Origin of the sequence: Paenibacillus sp. LjRoot56 (genome assembly GCF_964253335.1) — a bacterium.
In the GTDB taxonomy this organism is placed as follows: domain Bacteria; phylum Bacillota; class Bacilli; order Paenibacillales; family NBRC-103111; genus Paenibacillus_E; species Paenibacillus_E allorhizoplanae.
In genome coordinates this window covers 471,620-489,210 of record NZ_CAXURV020000004.1, presented here as the reverse complement: position 1 = coordinate 489,210, position 17,591 = coordinate 471,620, and the positions used below count along the sequence as shown (strand labels likewise).

Annotated in this window: 22 protein-coding genes; 16 read left to right on the top strand and 6 right to left on the bottom strand. The window is 47.1% G+C overall.

What is annotated here, in order from left to right:
* Window positions 1-178 precede the first annotated feature (178 nt).
* The 8 genes from ACSQ8O_RS28025 (at window position 179) to ACSQ8O_RS27990 (ending at window position 6,070) form a co-directional block, all read left to right on the top strand.
* Window positions 179-1,030 carry a patatin-like phospholipase family protein gene (locus tag ACSQ8O_RS28025; RefSeq protein WP_436244362.1) on the top strand — a complete coding sequence of 284 codons (852 nt, stop codon included), beginning with the start codon at window positions 179-181 and terminating at the stop codon, window positions 1,028-1,030.
* A 13-nt stretch (window positions 1,031-1,043) separates the two neighbouring features.
* Window positions 1,044-1,451, top strand: coding sequence for a VOC family protein (locus ACSQ8O_RS28020; RefSeq protein ID WP_436244361.1), 408 nt, complete (start codon window positions 1,044-1,046; stop codon window positions 1,449-1,451).
* A gap of 288 nt (window positions 1,452-1,739) precedes the next feature.
* Window positions 1,740-2,756 (top strand): ABC transporter substrate-binding protein, encoded by a 1,017-nt coding sequence (locus tag ACSQ8O_RS28015; protein WP_436244358.1) that lies wholly within the window; start codon window positions 1,740-1,742, stop codon window positions 2,754-2,756.
* 31 nt (window positions 2,757-2,787) lie between these two features.
* Entirely contained in the window at window positions 2,788-3,078 is a 291-nt protein-coding gene (locus ACSQ8O_RS28010) for a thiamine-binding protein (RefSeq protein ID WP_056621187.1), read from the top strand.
* Window positions 3,078-3,845, top strand: a complete 768-nt coding sequence (locus ACSQ8O_RS28005) for an ABC transporter permease (protein ID WP_056621189.1) — start codon at window positions 3,078-3,080, stop codon at window positions 3,843-3,845. The genes ACSQ8O_RS28010 and ACSQ8O_RS28005 overlap by 1 nt, the downstream gene beginning before the upstream one ends.
* 19 nt (window positions 3,846-3,864) lie before the next feature.
* Window positions 3,865-4,641, top strand: a complete 777-nt coding sequence (locus tag ACSQ8O_RS28000; protein WP_436244357.1) for an ABC transporter ATP-binding protein — start codon at window positions 3,865-3,867, stop codon at window positions 4,639-4,641.
* The gene (locus ACSQ8O_RS27995) at window positions 4,625-5,428 is read left to right on the top strand and encodes a TatD family hydrolase (RefSeq protein ID WP_436244356.1); all 804 of its coding nucleotides are present in this window, start codon (window positions 4,625-4,627) and stop codon (window positions 5,426-5,428) included. Before ACSQ8O_RS28000 ends, ACSQ8O_RS27995 begins: the two co-directional genes overlap by 17 nt.
* Before the next feature lie 81 nt (window positions 5,429-5,509).
* Entirely contained in the window at window positions 5,510-6,070 is a 561-nt protein-coding gene (locus ACSQ8O_RS27990; RefSeq protein WP_436244355.1) for a DNA-3-methyladenine glycosylase I, read from the top strand.
* A gap of 65 nt (window positions 6,071-6,135) precedes the next feature.
* On the opposite strand, the gene ACSQ8O_RS27985 is transcribed toward ACSQ8O_RS27990, so the two are convergent.
* From ACSQ8O_RS27985 to ACSQ8O_RS27975, 3 genes are all read right to left on the bottom strand, one after another.
* Window positions 6,136-6,441 carry a hypothetical protein gene (locus ACSQ8O_RS27985; protein WP_235549908.1) on the bottom strand — a complete coding sequence of 102 codons (306 nt, stop codon included), beginning with the start codon at window positions 6,439-6,441 and terminating at the stop codon, window positions 6,136-6,138.
* A 133-nt stretch (window positions 6,442-6,574) separates the two neighbouring features.
* A complete protein-coding gene (locus tag ACSQ8O_RS27980; protein ID WP_436244354.1) occupies window positions 6,575-7,561 on the bottom strand; it encodes a YpdA family putative bacillithiol disulfide reductase in 987 nt (328 codons plus the stop codon).
* 161 nt (window positions 7,562-7,722) lie between these two features.
* Window positions 7,723-7,902, bottom strand: a complete 180-nt coding sequence (locus ACSQ8O_RS27975; protein WP_056621199.1) for a hypothetical protein — start codon at window positions 7,900-7,902, stop codon at window positions 7,723-7,725.
* Between the two features lie 172 nt (window positions 7,903-8,074).
* Here ACSQ8O_RS27975 and ACSQ8O_RS27970 point away from each other — a divergent pair, with 172 nt between their 5' ends.
* Genes ACSQ8O_RS27970 through ACSQ8O_RS27960 form a run of 3 tightly spaced genes read left to right on the top strand, consistent with a single transcriptional unit; the run spans window position 8,075 to window position 9,333 of the window.
* Window positions 8,075-8,383, top strand: a complete 309-nt coding sequence (locus ACSQ8O_RS27970; RefSeq protein WP_436244353.1) for a Dabb family protein — start codon at window positions 8,075-8,077, stop codon at window positions 8,381-8,383.
* Between the two features lie 15 nt (window positions 8,384-8,398).
* Window positions 8,399-8,653, top strand: a complete 255-nt coding sequence (locus ACSQ8O_RS27965; RefSeq protein WP_056621202.1) for a DUF2164 domain-containing protein — start codon at window positions 8,399-8,401, stop codon at window positions 8,651-8,653.
* A gap of 44 nt (window positions 8,654-8,697) precedes the next feature.
* A complete protein-coding gene (locus ACSQ8O_RS27960) occupies window positions 8,698-9,333 on the top strand; it encodes an NUDIX hydrolase (RefSeq protein WP_436244352.1) in 636 nt (211 codons plus the stop codon).
* Window positions 9,334-9,448: 115 nt separating this feature from the next.
* On the opposite strand, the gene ACSQ8O_RS27955 is transcribed toward ACSQ8O_RS27960, so the two are convergent.
* On the bottom strand, window positions 9,449-9,613 hold the full coding sequence (locus ACSQ8O_RS27955) for a hypothetical protein (RefSeq protein WP_171630646.1): 165 nt from the start codon (window positions 9,611-9,613) through the stop codon (window positions 9,449-9,451).
* Between the two features lie 14 nt (window positions 9,614-9,627).
* Window positions 9,628-9,882, bottom strand: a complete 255-nt coding sequence (locus tag ACSQ8O_RS27950) for a YpbS family protein (RefSeq protein WP_056621204.1) — start codon at window positions 9,880-9,882, stop codon at window positions 9,628-9,630.
* Window positions 9,883-10,044: 162 nt separating this feature from the next.
* On the opposite strand from ACSQ8O_RS27950, the gene hrpB reads away from it, so the two are divergent.
* From hrpB to ACSQ8O_RS27935, 3 genes are read left to right on the top strand one after another with little or no spacing between them, the layout of a single operon-like run.
* Window positions 10,045-12,531, top strand: a complete 2,487-nt coding sequence (gene hrpB / locus ACSQ8O_RS27945; protein ID WP_436244351.1) for an ATP-dependent helicase HrpB — start codon at window positions 10,045-10,047, stop codon at window positions 12,529-12,531.
* 33 nt (window positions 12,532-12,564) lie between these two features.
* On the top strand, window positions 12,565-13,284 hold the full coding sequence (locus ACSQ8O_RS27940; RefSeq protein ID WP_436244350.1) for a hypothetical protein: 720 nt from the start codon (window positions 12,565-12,567) through the stop codon (window positions 13,282-13,284).
* Window positions 13,277-13,540, top strand: coding sequence for a hypothetical protein (locus ACSQ8O_RS27935; protein ID WP_436244349.1), 264 nt, complete (start codon window positions 13,277-13,279; stop codon window positions 13,538-13,540). Before ACSQ8O_RS27940 ends, ACSQ8O_RS27935 begins: the two co-directional genes overlap by 8 nt.
* Window positions 13,541-14,173: 633 nt before the next feature.
* Here the strand turns inward: ACSQ8O_RS27935 and fabF are convergent.
* Entirely contained in the window at window positions 14,174-15,409 is a 1,236-nt protein-coding gene (gene fabF, locus ACSQ8O_RS27930; protein ID WP_436244348.1) for a beta-ketoacyl-ACP synthase II, read from the bottom strand.
* A 111-nt stretch (window positions 15,410-15,520) separates the two neighbouring features.
* Between fabF and ACSQ8O_RS27925 the strand changes: the two genes are divergently transcribed.
* Window positions 15,521-16,363 (top strand): helix-turn-helix transcriptional regulator, encoded by an 843-nt coding sequence (locus ACSQ8O_RS27925; protein ID WP_436244347.1) that lies wholly within the window; start codon window positions 15,521-15,523, stop codon window positions 16,361-16,363.
* Window positions 16,364-16,460: 97 nt separating this feature from the next.
* A complete protein-coding gene (locus ACSQ8O_RS27920) occupies window positions 16,461-17,564 on the top strand; it encodes a GntR family transcriptional regulator (RefSeq protein WP_436244346.1) in 1,104 nt (367 codons plus the stop codon).
* Window positions 17,565-17,591 lie beyond the last annotated feature (27 nt).

Genomic DNA, 17,591 nt, shown 5'->3' with positions numbered 1-17,591 from the left:
GTACACGTTAAATTTCGGCAAAAATACGGTTGAACTGTGATTTCCCCTAATTTGTCTTAGAAAGTAGGATGAAATCTTCGTCATTGTCTCATTTTCGAAGAAAGAAGCCCGTTTCTTTTAATTTACAATTCCTGTATGCTAGAAAGGGGCTTGAGACAGACAGAAAGAAGGTGTCACCATGGAAGGAATTGGACTCGTACTGGAAGGCGGAGGTATGCGAGGGGTATACACCGCGGGAGTCTTGGAATACTTTATGGAGCAGGATTTATATTTCCCCTATGTGGTGGGTGTTTCGGCAGGAGCGTGCAATGCCGTTTCTTATATTTCTAAACAACCTGGGCGGAATAAGAAAGTGACGATTGACTATGTTGCGGATCATCGTTATTTAAGCTATCGAAATTTATTGCGCAGTAAAAGCATATTTGGCATGGATTTTATTTTTAATGAGCTGCCGAACAGGCTTGTGCCATTTGACTATGACACGTTTTATGCCTCTTCACAGCAATTTGCTATAGGTACAACAGATGCACATACAGGGGAGCCGATTTATTTCACGAAACATCAGCTTCAGCAGCAAACGATGCCGATCGTTCAAGCTTCAAGTTCGTTGCCTTTTGTAGCTACGCCAATTCATTTTGAAGGTAGAACCTTATTTGATGGCGGCTTGGTCGATCCGATTCCTGTTCAGAAATCAGTTGCTGACGGTAATAAAAAGCATATTATTGTATTAACGAAGGAGCTTGGTTACCGCAAACGGCCGTTCAAGCAACGTTGGTTAGCGAAAAGTTTTTATCCGAAATATAATGGACTAGTAAATGTGCTTGTGAATCGCAGCGAAATTTATAATAACACCTTAGAAACAATTGAACGAATGGAAGCGGATGGAAGTGCGATCATTATCCGACCTTCAACCAAAGTGGAAGTTGGACGAATGGAGAAGGACCCGCGGAAGCTCGAGAAATTGCATGAGCTTGGCTATGAAGATGCGAAGAAGATGGGATCGCAGTTAAAGGAATGGTTACTTCATTAGGGGGTTGTAAGTGGTGAGTGAAGGGAAACAGAAAGTTAAGCCATTTTTGATGTTTGAGGGTCAGGCTGAGGAAGCTATGAATTTCTATACCTCGTTATTCGATCAATCTGAGATTGTCAGTATTGAGCGCTATGGACCTGCAGGACCTGGGCCTGAGGGGAGTGTTGTGAAAGCGACTTTCTCTATTCATGGGCAACAAATAATGTGCAGTGACAGTCCGGTCAAACATGCCTTTTCCTTTACACCGTCGATTTCCTTGTTTGTGACTTGCGATACGGTCGAGGAGATTAATCGTGTATTTGAAACGCTGTCGAAAGACGGCAAAGTCTATATGGGCTTAGCTACTTACCCTTTTAGTGAAAGATTCGGTTGGGTAGGGGATCGCTTCGGCGTAACTTGGCAGTTGAGTCTTGAGAAATAGTATATCTTTACTTGCATTGCATTTGTTTGCATTTTGTCGAAACATGCGGTATGGTAGAGACTAACCAAATAAGAACCCACGGGAGCTTGAGAAGTCAGGCTGAGATTGTGACCGTCATTGTCACTAACCGTTTATCTGATCTGGGTAATGCCAGCGTAGAGATCTCATATAAATGCACATCCAACGATTTATTTCGTTTGGACATATCATTTTCTACACATGGCGCTCCCGGATAACGGGGGCTTTTTCTTATGGTTATAAAGAGATAAGAGGAGAGGGAAACCAAGTATGAAATGGAACAAAATTGCACCACTTGTGCTAGTCAGCTTTACCGTCTTAATGGCAGGCTGCGGTAATGATTCAACGAAGTCAGTTCAACCGACAGAAGGAGCGAAAAAGCTAACTGACGTGAAAGTCGTCCTAGACTGGACGCCGAATACGAACCACACAGGGCTGTATGTCGCGAAGGATCAAGGTTTTTTTGAGCAAGAGGGATTAAATGTGCAAATCATTGCCCCTGGCGAAGGTGGAGCGGATACGATGATCGCTTCTGGTGCAGCCGAGTTTGGTGTGAGCTATCAAGAAAGCATTACGCAAGGCCGTATTCAAGGAGTGCCGTTAGTCTCGATTGCTGCAGTTATTCAACATAATACATCTGGTTTTGCTTCACCTGTCGCGAAAAATATCAAAACGCCGAAGGATTTCGAGAATAAATCGTATGGCGGTTGGGGTGCTCCTTCAGAAAGTGCCATGATTGAATCATTGATGCAATCGGAGAAGGCTGATGCGACGAAAGTGAAAATGGTCAATATCGGCGATGCGGATTATTTCACAGCGGTCAAACGAGATATTGATTTCGCATGGATTTACTATGCTTGGACGGGTGTAGATGCGGAATTGCGTGGTGAGCCGCTAAACATGATTTATTTGAACAAATATTCGGATAAACTGGATTATTACACACCGGTATTGGCGACTAATGAGAAGATGATCTCTTCGAAGCCGGAAATCGTTAAGGCGTTCGTTGCTGCAGCATCCAAAGGGTATCAATTCGCTATTTCGAAACCGGAAGATGCGGCGAATATTTTGATTAAAGCCGTCCCAGATCTGGATCCTAAGCTGGTCGTTGCTAGTCAAAAATGGTTAAGCCCACGCTATCAGGACGATGCTGCTCGTTGGGGTGAGCAAAAGAAATCCGTGTGGGAGAACTATGCCACGTGGATGTTGGATCACAAGCTCTTAGAGAAAAAGCTGGAGGTGGATGCTGCCTTCACGAATACATTTTTACCAGGAAGCACGAAATAATTCCTAATCCGAAAAGAGGAGAATTCCAATTATGGCTAATGCACTTGTTAGTATTCAAATTATCCCGAAAACGGTGAATGGTGAAGACGTCATTCCTTACGTAGATCGTGCAATCGAAGTGATTGCGAAGTCAGGTGTTAAATATTTCGTATCACCGCTTGAAACGACGATGGAGGGCGAGTTGGATCAACTCCTTCTCATTATTCAAGATATGAATACCGCGATGATTGACATGGGTAGCCCGAACGTCATTTCTCAGGTGAAAATTTACTTCAATCCTTCGGGCGCCTCGATGGACAAGTTAACGGAGAAATACAGATAATGAACATCCATCGCTGGATCAAAGCAGGATGGCCGCCACTTGTGGTAGTCATCCTTCTGTTGTTTATTTGGCAGCTTGCTGTCACGTGGGGAGGAACCGCAGATTGGCTGCTTCCGAGTCCGCTTAAAATATGGCGAGACGGTACGACAGATATGCCGCGCGTGTGGATGCATATGTGGGCTACCGTTCGTTTGATGTGCATTGGTTTTAGCGTGGGAGCCATCGGTGGTGTTCTAGTTGCCAGCGTGTTACATAGGCTTCCTTTCGTTAAAGCAGGTTTCTATCCGCTGCTCATTTTATCTCAAAATATCCCTGTCATCGCTCTGGGTCCGCTGTTAATTATTTTATTTGGTTTTGGCCTTTTACCTAAACTTATACTGATTTCACTTGTTTGTTTCTTCCCTGTGACGATGTCAACGCTAGATGGCTTTATGCAGACAGATCGCAGCATGTACAACTACATGCAAATGATTGGTGCATCGAAACGCCAAATTTTCTATAAATTAGAGCTGCCTCATGCACTGCCATTTCTGTTCACGGGACTCAAAATATCAGCTACTTATAGTGTGATGGGAGCTGTTATTGCCGAATGGTTAGGCGGAAATGTGGGGCTTGGCTATTATATGATCTTACAAAAATCAGCCTTCCGAGCGGATCGGGAATTTGTGGCAATTGGAATCATTGTGATTCTGAGTTTGCTCTTTTTCTGGCTAATAGCAGGGCTTGAGAAGCTCATCATTCGCTGGAACGTCAAACGTTCTTCGTAAGAGAGGAGGTGCTGTGACTATGAGCAAATTAAAACTTACTGGGATTCACCATGTGTTCCCAAATAAAAAGGGGCATGTTTCCGTACTCGCCGATATTCATCTTCATGTTGAGCAAGGTGAATTCGTTTCCATCATTGGACCCTCTGGCAGCGGTAAGAGTACCTTATTCCATATCATTGGTGGGCTCGTAAAGCCGACGTCTGGCGAAGTTTGGCTAGATGGCGAGAAGGTGACGGGTAAAAAAGGACTTATTTCTTACATGCCTCAGCAACCGGCGTTGTTTCCATGGCGCTCCATTGAGGAAAATGTAGCACTTGGACAGGAAGTGGCAGGGGAGTCGCGCACCTCGGCGATCGCCAAAGCCAGAGAATGGCTGCCCAAAGTTGGTTTGGGCGGCTATGAACGGGAACTACCACATGTACTGTCAGGCGGGATGCAGCAGCGAGTTTCTTTTCTACGAGCCTTGTTAAGCCCCCAAGAACTTATGTGCTTAGATGAGCCTTTCGGCTCCTTGGATGCGTTAACACGGCTGGATATGCAGGCATGGCTCCTTAACATTTGGGAGCAAAATAAACGATCTATTTTGTTCGTCACACATAGTATCGAGGAAGCACTCTTTCTGTCTGATCGTATCTATGTGCTTTCCAATAAGCCTGCAAGTATCTTGGAAGAGTTAAAGGTGCCATTTGCAAGACCACGTCAGGAAGCTATCATGCAGGAAGCGGCGTTTATAGCACTAAGACAGCATATTCAAGGACTGTTGCGACAGGAGAAAACAAATGATGTCAGCCATTGATGCGCATATTCATCTCGATATGTATGACGAACAGTCGGCGAAGGCAATTATTGCAGAGCTGGAAGATTCACAGGTGCAGGCTTTGATCGCGGTATCCAGACATCTGGATTCCTGCAAAACAACGAAGCAATTGAAGTCACTTGCTCCAGATCGCGTCTTTGCGGCTTACGGGTTTCATCCAGAGCAGGAACTGCCCACGGAAACGCAGTTGGAGGCATTAATCGGTTGGATGAGTGAGCACGTAAGTGACATGATCGCAGTGGGTGAAATTGGCCTTCCTTATTATACGCGACACGAAGTAAAAGAGGCGGGACAGTGGTTTGACGTAGCACCTTATATTCGGCTGCTGGAGCGCTTCTTACAGCTTGCTGCCGAGTGGGATAAACCTGTTGTACTTCATGCGGTATATGAGGATGCAGATATCGTATGTGACCTGCTAGCGAAGTACGGGCTCAAGAGGGCACATTTCCATTGGTTTAAAGGATCTGACGAAACCGTGGAGCGTATGATTGGCGCTGGTTATTATATATCGATAACGCCAGATGTTCTCTATGAGAATGAGATTCGAACTCTCGTTCGTAACTATCCATTGGAACTCCTGATGGTGGAGACGGATGGACCTTGGCCATTTGAAGGACCGCTCGCAGGTGAAGAGACACATCCGCGTATGATTCACGCTGTTATTGAACAAATCGCTGAGCTGAAGGGGAAAACCGTGCAAGAGACGGCAGCTATTCTAATCCAAAACACCAATAGCTTCTATAGCTTGTCTTGCGACCTGGACTAAATCCAACTGGACAAGTGTTCGTATTGGATCTATAATGAAATAGAACACACGTTCGACATTTAGATGAGGTGAAAGAATAAGATGACAAACCGATGCGGTTGGGTTAACGAAGACCCTTTATATCAAGATTACCATGACCATGAGTGGGGAGTTCCCGTGCATGATGATCGCGTCTTGTTTGAGATGCTGAATTTGGAAGGCGCTCAAGCTGGTTTAAGTTGGTATACGATTTTGAAGAAGCGAGATGCCTACCGGGAAGCATTCGATGGCTTTGATCCGCACGTGATCGTGAATTATGATGAGGCGAAGCTGCAGGATTTACTCCAAAATCCCGGCATCGTGCGCAATCGTTTGAAAATAGCTTCCGTTGTTGGAAACGCAAAAGCCTTTCTGAAGGTGCAAGAAGAGTTTGGTACGTTTGATTCGTATATTTGGAGCTTCGTAGGTGGCGAAACCATCAAGAATAACTGGGAAGATAGCCGTCAGTTGCCTGCCAAAACGGACATCTCAGATCGTATGAGTAAAGACTTAAAGAAGCGCGGTTTCAAATTCGTAGGTTCAACGATTTGTTATGCCTACATGCAAGCAGTTGGCATGGTAAATGATCATAGCCAAGCTTGCTTCCGTTATCACAACGAATAACTTGGAGTAATAACATAAGGCCATCTGAAGGACGAAGTGTCCGAATCAGATGGCCTTATTGTGCTTCAATTGGCATGTTGGAGTTGTTTCTCTATTAAATTGGCTTTGATCATATAAATTCGTTTGCGAATGTAGAAATCATAAACAGCGCCTGTAAGTTCCTTAGGTTTAATACGGTTGTTCGTGTCGTTATCTATGATTGTCACCGACCCGTCGTCATAAAACTTGAACGTGTAATCGGCATAGTAGGTGTGTGCTTCGTCAAGCATGTCATCGATCTGTGCAGGCAAAAGATGGTCAGTGTCACACAATGCCTTCTGATACCAATAATCTCTTTCGATAAAACGGAAATTGTGACTGGGGTTCATCATGTTAACAACCTCCTCATCTATTAGAACGTTTGTTCTTGTTTTCATTATAACAAACAAGTGTTCGTAATGGAAGAGGAATCTCTGAAAAAAAGGAAATATTTTCATAGAATAATAGGAAAAAAGCCACCAATCTCTAAGATTGATGACTCTGACTGTTAATAATATGTTCGGTAATGGAAATTCCGTGTAAACGGCCTGTTTCGATGAAGATCTCGTTCGCATCATATTTGGATGAAGCGACCACACCTGCGACATATAAGCCAGGAATGTTCGTTTCCATCGTCTCTGGGTTGACCAACGGTGCGTTCGTTTCTTCATGAAACTGAACGCCAATATCCGTAAGCAGGAACCGATCCGGCCGAAAACCGGTAAGGGCTAGAACGAAGTCATTCTCCAGAGTGACGTGTTCGCTTCCTTTTCGCACATGAATCGTATGTTCGTCAATTTGTTCTACCTGAGAATCGAACCACATTCGGATACGCCCTTTATTCACCATGCTTTCAAATAAGGGACGGACCCATGGTTTAATATTGGCAGAGAAATCTTTCCCTCGATAGACGACAGTCACATCAGCACCAACGCGGAGCAAATCCATGGCAGCATCCACGGCTGAATTGTTACCGCCGATGATCCCCACCTTCGCTCCGGCATAAGGATGTGCTTCTTTGTAGTAATGCGTTGTTTTGGGAAGCACTTCGCCAGGAATTCCCAGCATGTTCGGATGATCGAAATAACCGGTAGCGACAACGACTTTAAGTGTATCATATGTCGCTTTATTGCCAAATTGATCGGACGTGTGGACCTTGAAGCCAGTTTCTACTTGCTCAATCCGAACAGCTTCTTCATAAGATCGAATGCGCAGTTGCTCACGACGAGCGACTTCACGATAGTAAACCAGAGCCTCTTGGCGGTAAGGTTTATCATGCGGAGTCGAAAAGAAGTAACCGCCAATTTCTAACAATTCTGGTGTGCTGAAAAATTGCAAATACGTAGGATATAAATAAATAGCATTCACGATACAGCTTTTCTCTATGAGTAATGGCGACAGACCAGCGCGCCCTAAGGCAACAGCTGCCGATAATCCGCAAGGGCCTGCACCAATAACAATGACTTGTTCCACGTAGCTACCTCCTCCAATGCATGCTTCTTAGTCTATAGTAGCGCACGAGGTAGGAGATGCCAAGTTTGAATACTACTGAAAATAAGTCGAATTAACGAAAATAGAGCAGCCACCGGCTCCTTGGAAGGAACGAGATGACTGCTCTAAACGAATGAAGCCGACTATTTCTGGTTTAGCTGATTTTCTTCATTTTCTTCACTAATATCGTCTTTGGCAAGATTGATGGAAGAGGTGCTTGGCGCGTTTTCCAACGTATCATTTACGAAAGCCATATCTTGATTTTCCGCATTCGTATTCGTAGTACCTGTATAGTTGCCTTCATGTTTCTTATTTTCAACCATAGGAGCACTTCCTTTTCTTCTGATTTACAGTACTCGGTTAATGTGTTCAAAAGAGGAGGATTATATTCCCTTTTTTTAGTCATCGTGAGAGGGTAGTGAGAGTCCATATAGTTCCTTTCGGCAAAATCCGCTATAATAAGCGAAGATGGTATGGAAAAGGAGAGAAATACGGATGAATACGTCAAACATTAAACATATGGTTGTTTTCAAGCTGCATGCAGGTACAAATAACGCAAATGCCGAGCGATTCCTAAAGATCAGTGCGGAAGAGCTAACAACAATACCTGGTGTTGAGCAATTTGAAGTGCTGCGCCAAGTGAGTGCGAAAGCGGATTATGACTACGGATTCTCTATGGTTTTTGCAAATCAAGCCGCTTATGAGGCTTATAATAATCACCCCGTACATACCCAGTATGTGGCTGAGCGCTGGATGAAAGAAGTTAGCTCCTTCCAGGAAATCGATTTTCAAATTTTCGAGTAATAGGAGGACGTTTAGATGAAAGTTTTGAAATTACCCAAGGATGAGAAAGATGCCCTAATTAGTGATTTACAGGAACATTTAGATGTAGAGCTTGGGGTAACGGTAGGTCAAATTGCAGCAGAGCAATTGATCGACTACATGCTTCAGCAGCTAACCGCTCCTATTTATAACCTTGCGATTGAGGATGCAATTAAAGGTGTCAGAGACCGAATGACCGTGCTGGAGGACGATCTCTACGCGTTGAAAGTTACCAAGCTTACTAGGAGATAATGTCCATTGACTCGTGTAAGAGCCTGATTGGAGTGGGGAACGTAATGAAGAAGTCGGAAGAGCAGTTTGATGTGTTTGATGCAAAAAGGAATTGGCTCGGCGTGGCGCCTCGCTCCGAGGTTCATGCCAAGGGGCTATGGCATCAGACCTTCCAATGCTGGATTGTCAGCTTGGAAGAGAACGTACCGAAGCTTCTGCTTCAGCTAAGGCATCCTGACAAAGATCTCTTCCCGGATTTACTGGATATCTCTTGTGCAGGGCATTTAGCTGCTGGTGAAACTGTCGAAGAGGGGACACGGGAGTTAGAGGAAGAATTAGGACTCTCTGTAGACTTCGAGGACTTAATCTCCTGTGGTGTATTTGTGGAGGAGGATCTGATTTCGGACACGCTGATAGATCGTGAATTCTGTCATGTATTCCTCTATCGCTGCGATCAAGCGTTGCGAAGCTATGAGCTCCAGCCGGATGAGGTGACGGGACTATTCGCTGTGTGCGTCTCGGATTTTAAACAACTTGTTAGTGGTGAACGGGTGGAAATTACGGCGAATGGTTTCAAAATGGGAAGTAACGGCGAGTACACAGATGTCGCATGGTCAATTTCATTGAAGGAAATTGTTCCTCATCCTAAAGCGTATTTTGAGCTTCTTTTTCAGAAGATGGGGAAGCTCGGTTGGGCGTGAGGATGTTAAGACTGAAAATATGAAGATATGAAGTTATGAAGAGGCGAAGAGATGAAGGCATATGAAAGAGAACCGATCAGTCGATCTGATCGGTTCTCGTAGTGCGTAGCATCTTTTAGACGAAATAGGCATTCGCAACGTAGACATACGCGATGTAACACACGATGGAGAGACCAATGCAGGTGATTCCCCATGCAATTTTTTGCTTAAACAAGAGCAAGAATCCAGCGCTGAAGGCGGATCCCATGACAAGCATTGAAATAAACGTTAGTACACCCATGGAAATGTATCTCCTTACCCTTTGTTTACGTAATCACGAACCATATCCTCAGTAACAAGGGAACGGAGTGGAGAAATACCTTTTTGGGCATGGGCGATAATTTGGGCCGTAACCGCGTTGATGGCATCAACGTTAAATGGCAGCCCGCGTTTGCACAGATCGACAGCCGCGTCAATGGCGTGCTCTCGCTGCGCATCAAGCTCAGCAAATCGAACGAGATGCAAATGCTGTGCATTCGAATGTTTGGAAATCGCTTCATGTACATTCATGTTAAAGTTCTCCTTTAGTGACTAGATTGTCTTCTAGTATACACGATTGAAAAGCGAAGGAACAGGTTTCCAAACAGAAAACAGATGAACAAATCGTGATCTTTTATTCAGTGCACTAACATTTAATGGCATTAATAAGATAGAGAGCTCGGAGTGAACCCGATGAACGTGTTACCCATAAATGCAATACTTCCACAACTCGTACATACCTTACAAGATCGAACGTGTGCTATCGTAGTCGCGCAGCCTGGTGCGGGCAAAACAACTCAGGTTCCTTTGGCATTATTGGAAGCAGTATGGCTGCAAGGCCAAAAGATTCTTATGCTCGAGCCAAGAAGACTGGCAGCCCGCGCAGCAGCGCGTTACATGGCCAAATTGCTAGACGAGGAAGTCGGTCAGACGATTGGTTATCGGGTGAAAAATGATACACGCGTTGGTGCGAAAACGCGCATTGAAGTTATCACAGAAGGTGTTCTGACCCGTATGCTGCAGCAGGACCCTGCCTTAGATGGGGTTGGCATCGTCATATTTGATGAGTTTCATGAGCGCAGCCTGCATGCAGATATTGGGCTTGCTTTGTGTCGTCAGTCCCAATCCCTGCTTCGGGATGACTTGAGAATTTTGCTGATGTCTGCAACTTTGGAAGCCAATGCGATTTCAACACTGTTAGATGATGCGCCGATTATTGAGAGTGAAGGCCGAACTTTCCCCGTTGATACTCACTATCTGCAACAGAAAGTAGTTGGGAAAATAGAACCTGTCGTAGTCGCAAGTATTGGGCAAGCGTTGCAAGCGCACAGTGGAAGTATACTCGTATTTTTGCCAGGTGCGGCGGAAATCCATCGTGTAGCAAATGGACTTGCGGCTTTGCGATTAGGAGAGGCTGTGCATGTTGCACCTTTATACGCGAATCTCTCGTTGGAGGATCAAGATCAAGCGCTGACGGCTGTCCGCACGCCTGGACATCGAAAAATCGTGCTCGCCACCTCGATCGCCGAGACCAGCTTGACGGTCGAGGGGATCACGGTTGTGATCGACAGTGGCCTCATGCGTGTGCCTCGTTTCTCGCCCCGCACCGGCATGACCCGTCTGTCGACGGTGCCGGTATCCGTTGCCTCTGCCGATCAACGCAGAGGCCGAGCAGGGCGTCTCGGTCCAGGCGTGTGTTACCGCCTGTGGACCGAGACCGAGCAGCGGCAGCTCCCGCCGAGCTCTACGCCCGAGATCCGCGAAGCTGATCTCGCCCCGCTGGCCCTGGAGCTTGCCGCCTGGGGCGCGCCAGACCCCGCTGCGCTGGTCTGGCTAGACCCACCGCCTGCTGCTGCGTATCAGCAGGCGCGAGAACTGCTCGTGCAGCTAGGCGCGCTGCACGAGAACGAGGGCCTAACGCCACACGGCAAGCGTGTCGCGGCGTTAGGCCTGCACCCGCGGCTTGCGCACATGGTGCTGCAAGCCATTCCGCTTGAGCTCGGCACGCTGGCGTGCGAGCTCGCGGTCATGCTCAGCGAGCGCGATTTCATGCGCGCCGCCGAGAGGGATGCGGATGTGCGCAGCCGCATCGAAGAGCTCTGGCGCGCGCTGCGAGGCGACGCGCGCGAGGGTGTGGACCTTGGCCTTTGCCGCCGCATCGCGGCGGAGGCCAAGGTCTGGATGCAGTCGCTCGGCATCCGGCCGAGCGTGAGTCCTGCAGCGGCGAGCGGGCTGCTGCTCGCCTTCGCCTTCCCCGACCGCGTCGCGCAGCGACGGTCGGCGGGGCGGTTTACGCTCGCGAACGGCCGCGGGGCCGTGCTGCCGGAGCTGCAGTCGCTCTCGAACGAGCGGTATATCGTCGCAGCGGAGCTGGACGATAGCGGAACGGAGAGTCGCATCTACCTCGCAGCTCCTCTGCAAGAGGAGGAGCTGTTCACTGCTTTTGAAAACCGCATCCGTAAGGAACAAGTTGTGGAATGGGACGGTGCAGTGGGTTCCGTGCGAGCGAGAGAACTTTGGCAGCTTGGTGCGCTTACACTCAAAGATAAACCACTTCAAGAACCCAATCCGGATCTCGTCCTACAAGCATTACTTGCAGGGATTCGTTCGGAATCCTTAGAGGTCCTGCCATGGACACGATCGGCTCGGCAACTTCAGGAACGCAGCATCTTTTTACATCGTTTTACGGAAAATTGGCCAGATCTTCGAGATGAAACCTTGTTGGCAACCCTCGAGGAATGGGCAGGTCCACATCTGTATGGACTAAAAAGTAAAGGCGCATTGAGCCGTCTTAACTTGACAAGCCTATTAGAAGAAATGCTAACATGGGAGCAACGACGTTCGTTAGACGAATGGGCGCCTACGCACATTCAAGTGCCAAGTGGGTCGCGTATCCCCGTTGACTATAGCAATATGGAATCACCGACACTCTCTGTACGTTTGCAAGAGATGTTTGGATTAGCAGATACGCCTCGCATTGCGAAAGGGAGGGTGCCTGTCACATTGCACTTGTTATCTCCAGCACAAAGGCCGATGCAGGTGACGAAGGATTTGGCTAGCTTTTGGCGGGAAGCCTATTTTGAAGTGAAGAAAGATCTCAAAGGCCGCTACCCCAAGCACTACTGGCCAGATGACCCTATGGCGGCGATTCCAACGAACCGTGCAAAGCCTAGAACCTGAACCCATTTCTCTTAGAAAGGAACGGAGCAAGTCATGACAAATCACGCTGTTACCGCGGACATCGTTATCTATGTTTCAGCTGGATTTGCAACGGCGTCTAACTTCCTGGATGACTTCGCGGCAAAACTTGCTTCGCGATATGAGCAAGCAGGCAGACGTGTACGTGTTCATGTTCACTTTCCATATGGCGATTGGGATCGATCGAAGCGAGGTCAGTTGCAGGAAATCATACGTGATATGTGGCATAATGCACACCGAAAACAATCGGTTCATGGCGGTAAAAGCTTGCTCGAATTCGTCGTTTCTACAAGGGGACTGGGGAAAAAGCTGCTTTTCATCGGGCATAGCGCGGGTGCGATAGCCTCTATTTTGGCAGCAAAAGAGCTGGAACATCACGGCTGTGACATCCTTGGAGTCATCCAAATTGGCTCACCGAGATGTGCAATTCCGACATCGTTAAAAAATAAGGTGTTGTACGTACGTGCTATGAATCCACAGAATCAATCCCCTGATCCTATTCCTCGACTAGGAACATGGGGTGGCTGGAGCCGAAAACGATTAGGAATTTACGCTTGGAACCGTGTGAAACATGCGCCGATTCACCAGTTGTTGCTCCCGATTATCGGGAGTCATGCCGATTATTTTAGAGATCACAATCCTTACATATGGGAAAATGCATCAAACTTACAAACCACCATGAACGCGATTTGGACATGGCTACAAACAATTGAAAAGGATGTTGAACATGATTGAAATTTTGAAAGCAAGTATGGAACACAGCAAAGAAGATGGCTACCTAGGACATGTAGAATTCAAAGTCGAAGGTCACGAGCATCCTTACGAAATCACGCTTCAAAGCACCAAAGGCAAAAACGACTGGAGCTACGCTCTTCATTTCTTACGTGAATCAGGCAAAGAAGAGGATATTGAAGCTGTCGAGGAGTTATTAGAGGAAGATGAGCATTTCGAACTACTCGTGAACGCAGCACGTGAAACGTTGGCGAAGTAAGTCAACTCCACACTTAACTTTTTCGAAAATGCTAATCCACAAAAACCCGCGCATATTGCGCGGGTTTTTGTCGTGAGTAGTGGTACTGATACTGCCAGGCTATAACCTGACCAATTTATTAAACAGAGGTTATCACCACGTGCTGCAACTTACAATATTGGATTTTTGTCACATTGCTTTAGCTGAATCAATGATGTGATATACGTTCCGAGGGTATAACGTTTTTCAAAACTGCCTACTGACATCTTACAACTGACATTAATTGAAAAATGTCATTTCCCACTTTGCAGAATAGTGATGTGATGGACCTCAGGAAAGTGTATTATGTTCCTCCACACAGCCAACTGACAACTTACAACTGACATTTCTTGAAAAATGTCATTCCCCGCTTTGCAGAATAGTGATGATATGGATCTCAGGAAAGTGTATTATGTTTCTCTACACAGCGAACTGACAAATTACAACTGACATAATTTGAAAAATGTCATTTCCCACTTTGCAGAATAGTGATGTGATGGACCTCAGGAGAGTGCATTATGTCCACACAGCCAACTAACTACTTACAACTGACATTATTTGAAATTTGTCATTCCTCAATTTGCGGAACATCGAAGTGATGTGCCGTTCCCACGCTCACCCAAACTTCTTCAATATTAACACCGCATTATGCCCGCCAAAGCCGAACGAGCTCGACAGCCCATACTGAAGCTCCGCACGCCGCGCCACATGGGGTACATAATCCAAATCACACTGTGGATCAGGATTGTCCAAGTTGATGGTTGGGGGGATGAGGCCGTCCTGTAAGGTTTTGATCAGGGCGACGGCCTCGACACCACCGGCGGCGCCAAGCATGTGGCCGATCATGGATTTGTTGGCGCTGATCGGCACGTCGTAAGCGCCGCGGCCAAGGAGACGCTTGATCGCCAGCGTCTCCGAGAGATCACCAGCGATGGTGCTCGTCGCGTGAGCGTTGAGGGTGCTGATCTCCGACGCGTCGATCGCCGCATCAACCAGCGCTTCGCGCATGGCTCGGTAAGCCCCCGAGCCCTCAGGATCGGTCGCCACGATGTGGTAGGCGTCTGAGGTGGATCCATAGCCGACGATTTCGGCATGGATCCGAGCCCCGCGTCGCTCCGCATGCTCGAGCGACTCCAAGATCAAGACGCCGGCGCCTTCGGCGGCAACGAATCCGTCGCGCTGCGCGTCGAACGGGCGGCTTGCCTGCTCCGGCGCGTCGCAGCGCGTCGACAACGCGGTTGCATTGCCGAAGCCCGCGAGCGCGAGGTCGGTGACCGTCGCTTCGGCGCCACCGGCAATAACGGCATCTGCGCCTCCGCGCTGGATGAGCTTAAAGGCTTCGCCAATGGCGTTATTGCCCGTTGCGCAGGCGGTAACGGGAGCCAAGGTTGGCCCTTTAACGCCGTACAAGATGCTAACCTGTGCAGCCGCCATGTTGGCGATCATCATCGGAACAACGGTCGGACTGACTCGGCTTGGTCCTCTGGTCAACAGCGTTCGATAGTTGTCCAAGATGGTTTGGATGCCGCCAATGCCAGAGCCGATATAGACACCAACACGTTCTTCGTTGGAGGCATCAATCACGAGAGCAGCGTCATCGAGGGCTTGTTTAGCTGCCGCAACGGCGAATTGGCAGTAGCGATCCATGCGTCGCACCTCGCGACGTCCAACAGCGGCTTCGGCATCAAAATCCCGGACAACGCCAGCAAAGTTCGTTTTGTAATCCGATGTGTCGAATTGCTCTATTTTAGAAATGCCTGATTGCCCTGTCGTCAAATTCCCCCAGAATGTATCCACTTGATTTCCTATTGGCGTAATAACGCCCATACCTGTTATAACTACACGTTTCATCGCGTCGTCCTCCTTTTTCATATAGAATGTCACACTACGTATCCTATTACAAGTTAGCGTTTATACTGGTATAATGGCTTCTATGATACTAGGCTGAGGAGGAAAGCTGGCATGAACACGAAGGAGAGGCTTCAAGAATTATCTCACTTTCTAACAGCACATCGGTCACGTATCCAGCCGCATGAAGTTGGATTATTAGGTGGCAGCAGGCGACGTACGCCGGGTTTGCGCCGAGAGGAAGTCGCAACGATTGCTGGTGTGAGTACGACTTGGTATACCTGGCTGGAACAAGGGCGAGACATCAAAATGTCCGTACAGGTACTTGATCGCATTGCTATGGCCTTACAACTAAATGAGGATGAGCGGCAGTATTTGTTCAGTTTAGCGTTGGAACAACCAGCGCCAGCGACTTTTGTTGATCAAATACCGACGATTAGTCCTGCTTTGAATCGGATTTTGACGGAGCTTCATGATTGCCCCACGATTGTTTCGGATCGCCGATGTCACATTGTTGGTTGGAATCAAGCAGCAGCGGCAGTCTTTCTTGACTTTGCTAAGCTCCCAGAGTTGGAGCGCAATATGATATGGCTGCTATTTACCCGGAAAGAATTGAAATCATTGGCAGTGAATTGGAGTGACTTCGCCAAAGGTTTCTTGTCGATGTTTCGTTCCTATTATGGTCAATATGTGGGAGATAACTGGTATAGTGAATTTATTGAGGAACTGAGTGAGCGGAGCAAGGATTTTCGTGCATTTTGGAACGAGAGTGATGTCAGCACTGCGCCTGAAGTGTTCATTGAATTTCGACATGCTAAGGTGGGGAAAATGTTATTCGATCTAACGTCCTTGCAAGTGCAAGGGAGAACGGATCTGAGATGCAGTGTATATACGCCATCCATCGGATCTGATACGGATACGAAGATCAGATTGTTGATGAGTAAATTAGTTGAATAGCAACTGATTTACATATCAACGTCGTTTCATACAAATATGTACATACAAGTTGAACGGGTGCTATAATACGTTCACAATCAAAGCCCTGAGGTGAAGCATGAAAGAAAAGCAATTACCGAAATATCAACAATTAAAACAGGAAATTTTATCCTGGCTACATACAGGAAGGCTGAAACCGAATGATCAAATGCCATCCGAAAATGAAATTGCTGAACAGTTCCTGATGAGTCGTCAGACGGTCAGGCAGACGTTTGGTGAATTGGAGAAAGAAGGTTGGTTGTATCGGATGCAAGGTAAAGGTACCTTCGTCTCTACACCACAAACGCAAAAATCACGTGATGTACAAACGATAGGCATCCTGACGACCTATATATCTGACTATATTTTTCCGCATATTGTTAGAGGGGCAGAGGCAACATTACGGGCGAGAGGTTATAGACTACTACTCTCCTCCACAGATAACGACAAAGCGAAAGAACGGGAAAGTTTGGATATGATGATGAGTCAGCCTCTAAGCGGTCTTATTATTGAGCCGACGAAAAGCGCGGAGGGCAACCCGAATCTTAGCTATTATTTGTCATTGGACTACCAACATATTCCTTATCTCATGATAAACGAGCGATACCCTGAGATGAACTGTCCTTCCTTGATCGTCGATGATGAAGATGGTGGATTTAAGGCTGCAGCGTATTTGATTCAGCTGGGACATAGACGGTTAGCGGGCTTTTTCAAAACGGACGATTTGCAAGGTGTAAATCGGTTAAAAGGCTTTATACGTGCGCATCATCATTACCAGATTCCGCTGCTACCTGAATTCGTTATTCATTATACGACGGAAGAAAAGCGGTCCAAGCCTTACAGAAGCGCGCTCGCTATGCTAGAACATAGTGCAGCAGAGGAACGGCCAACGGCTTTCGTATGCTACAATGACGAGCTAGCGATTCATCTGCTTGAAGCTGTACGTACAACTGGTATGCAGGTTCCACAAGACATCTCTTTAATCGGTTTCGATGACTCGAATCTTGCAACGGCAACCGAGGTGAAATTGACGTCACTTTCGCATCCCAAAACGGAACTTGGCAGCGACGCAGCGGGCATTTTAATTGATATGATTGAGAATAAGCGTGTAATCGGCAGCGGAACTGGGAAAGTGTACAAGCCTGAACTGGTCATCCGAGAGTCAACAATTCGCATTCCGTAATTTTTAATAATGGGGGCAGTCAACTTG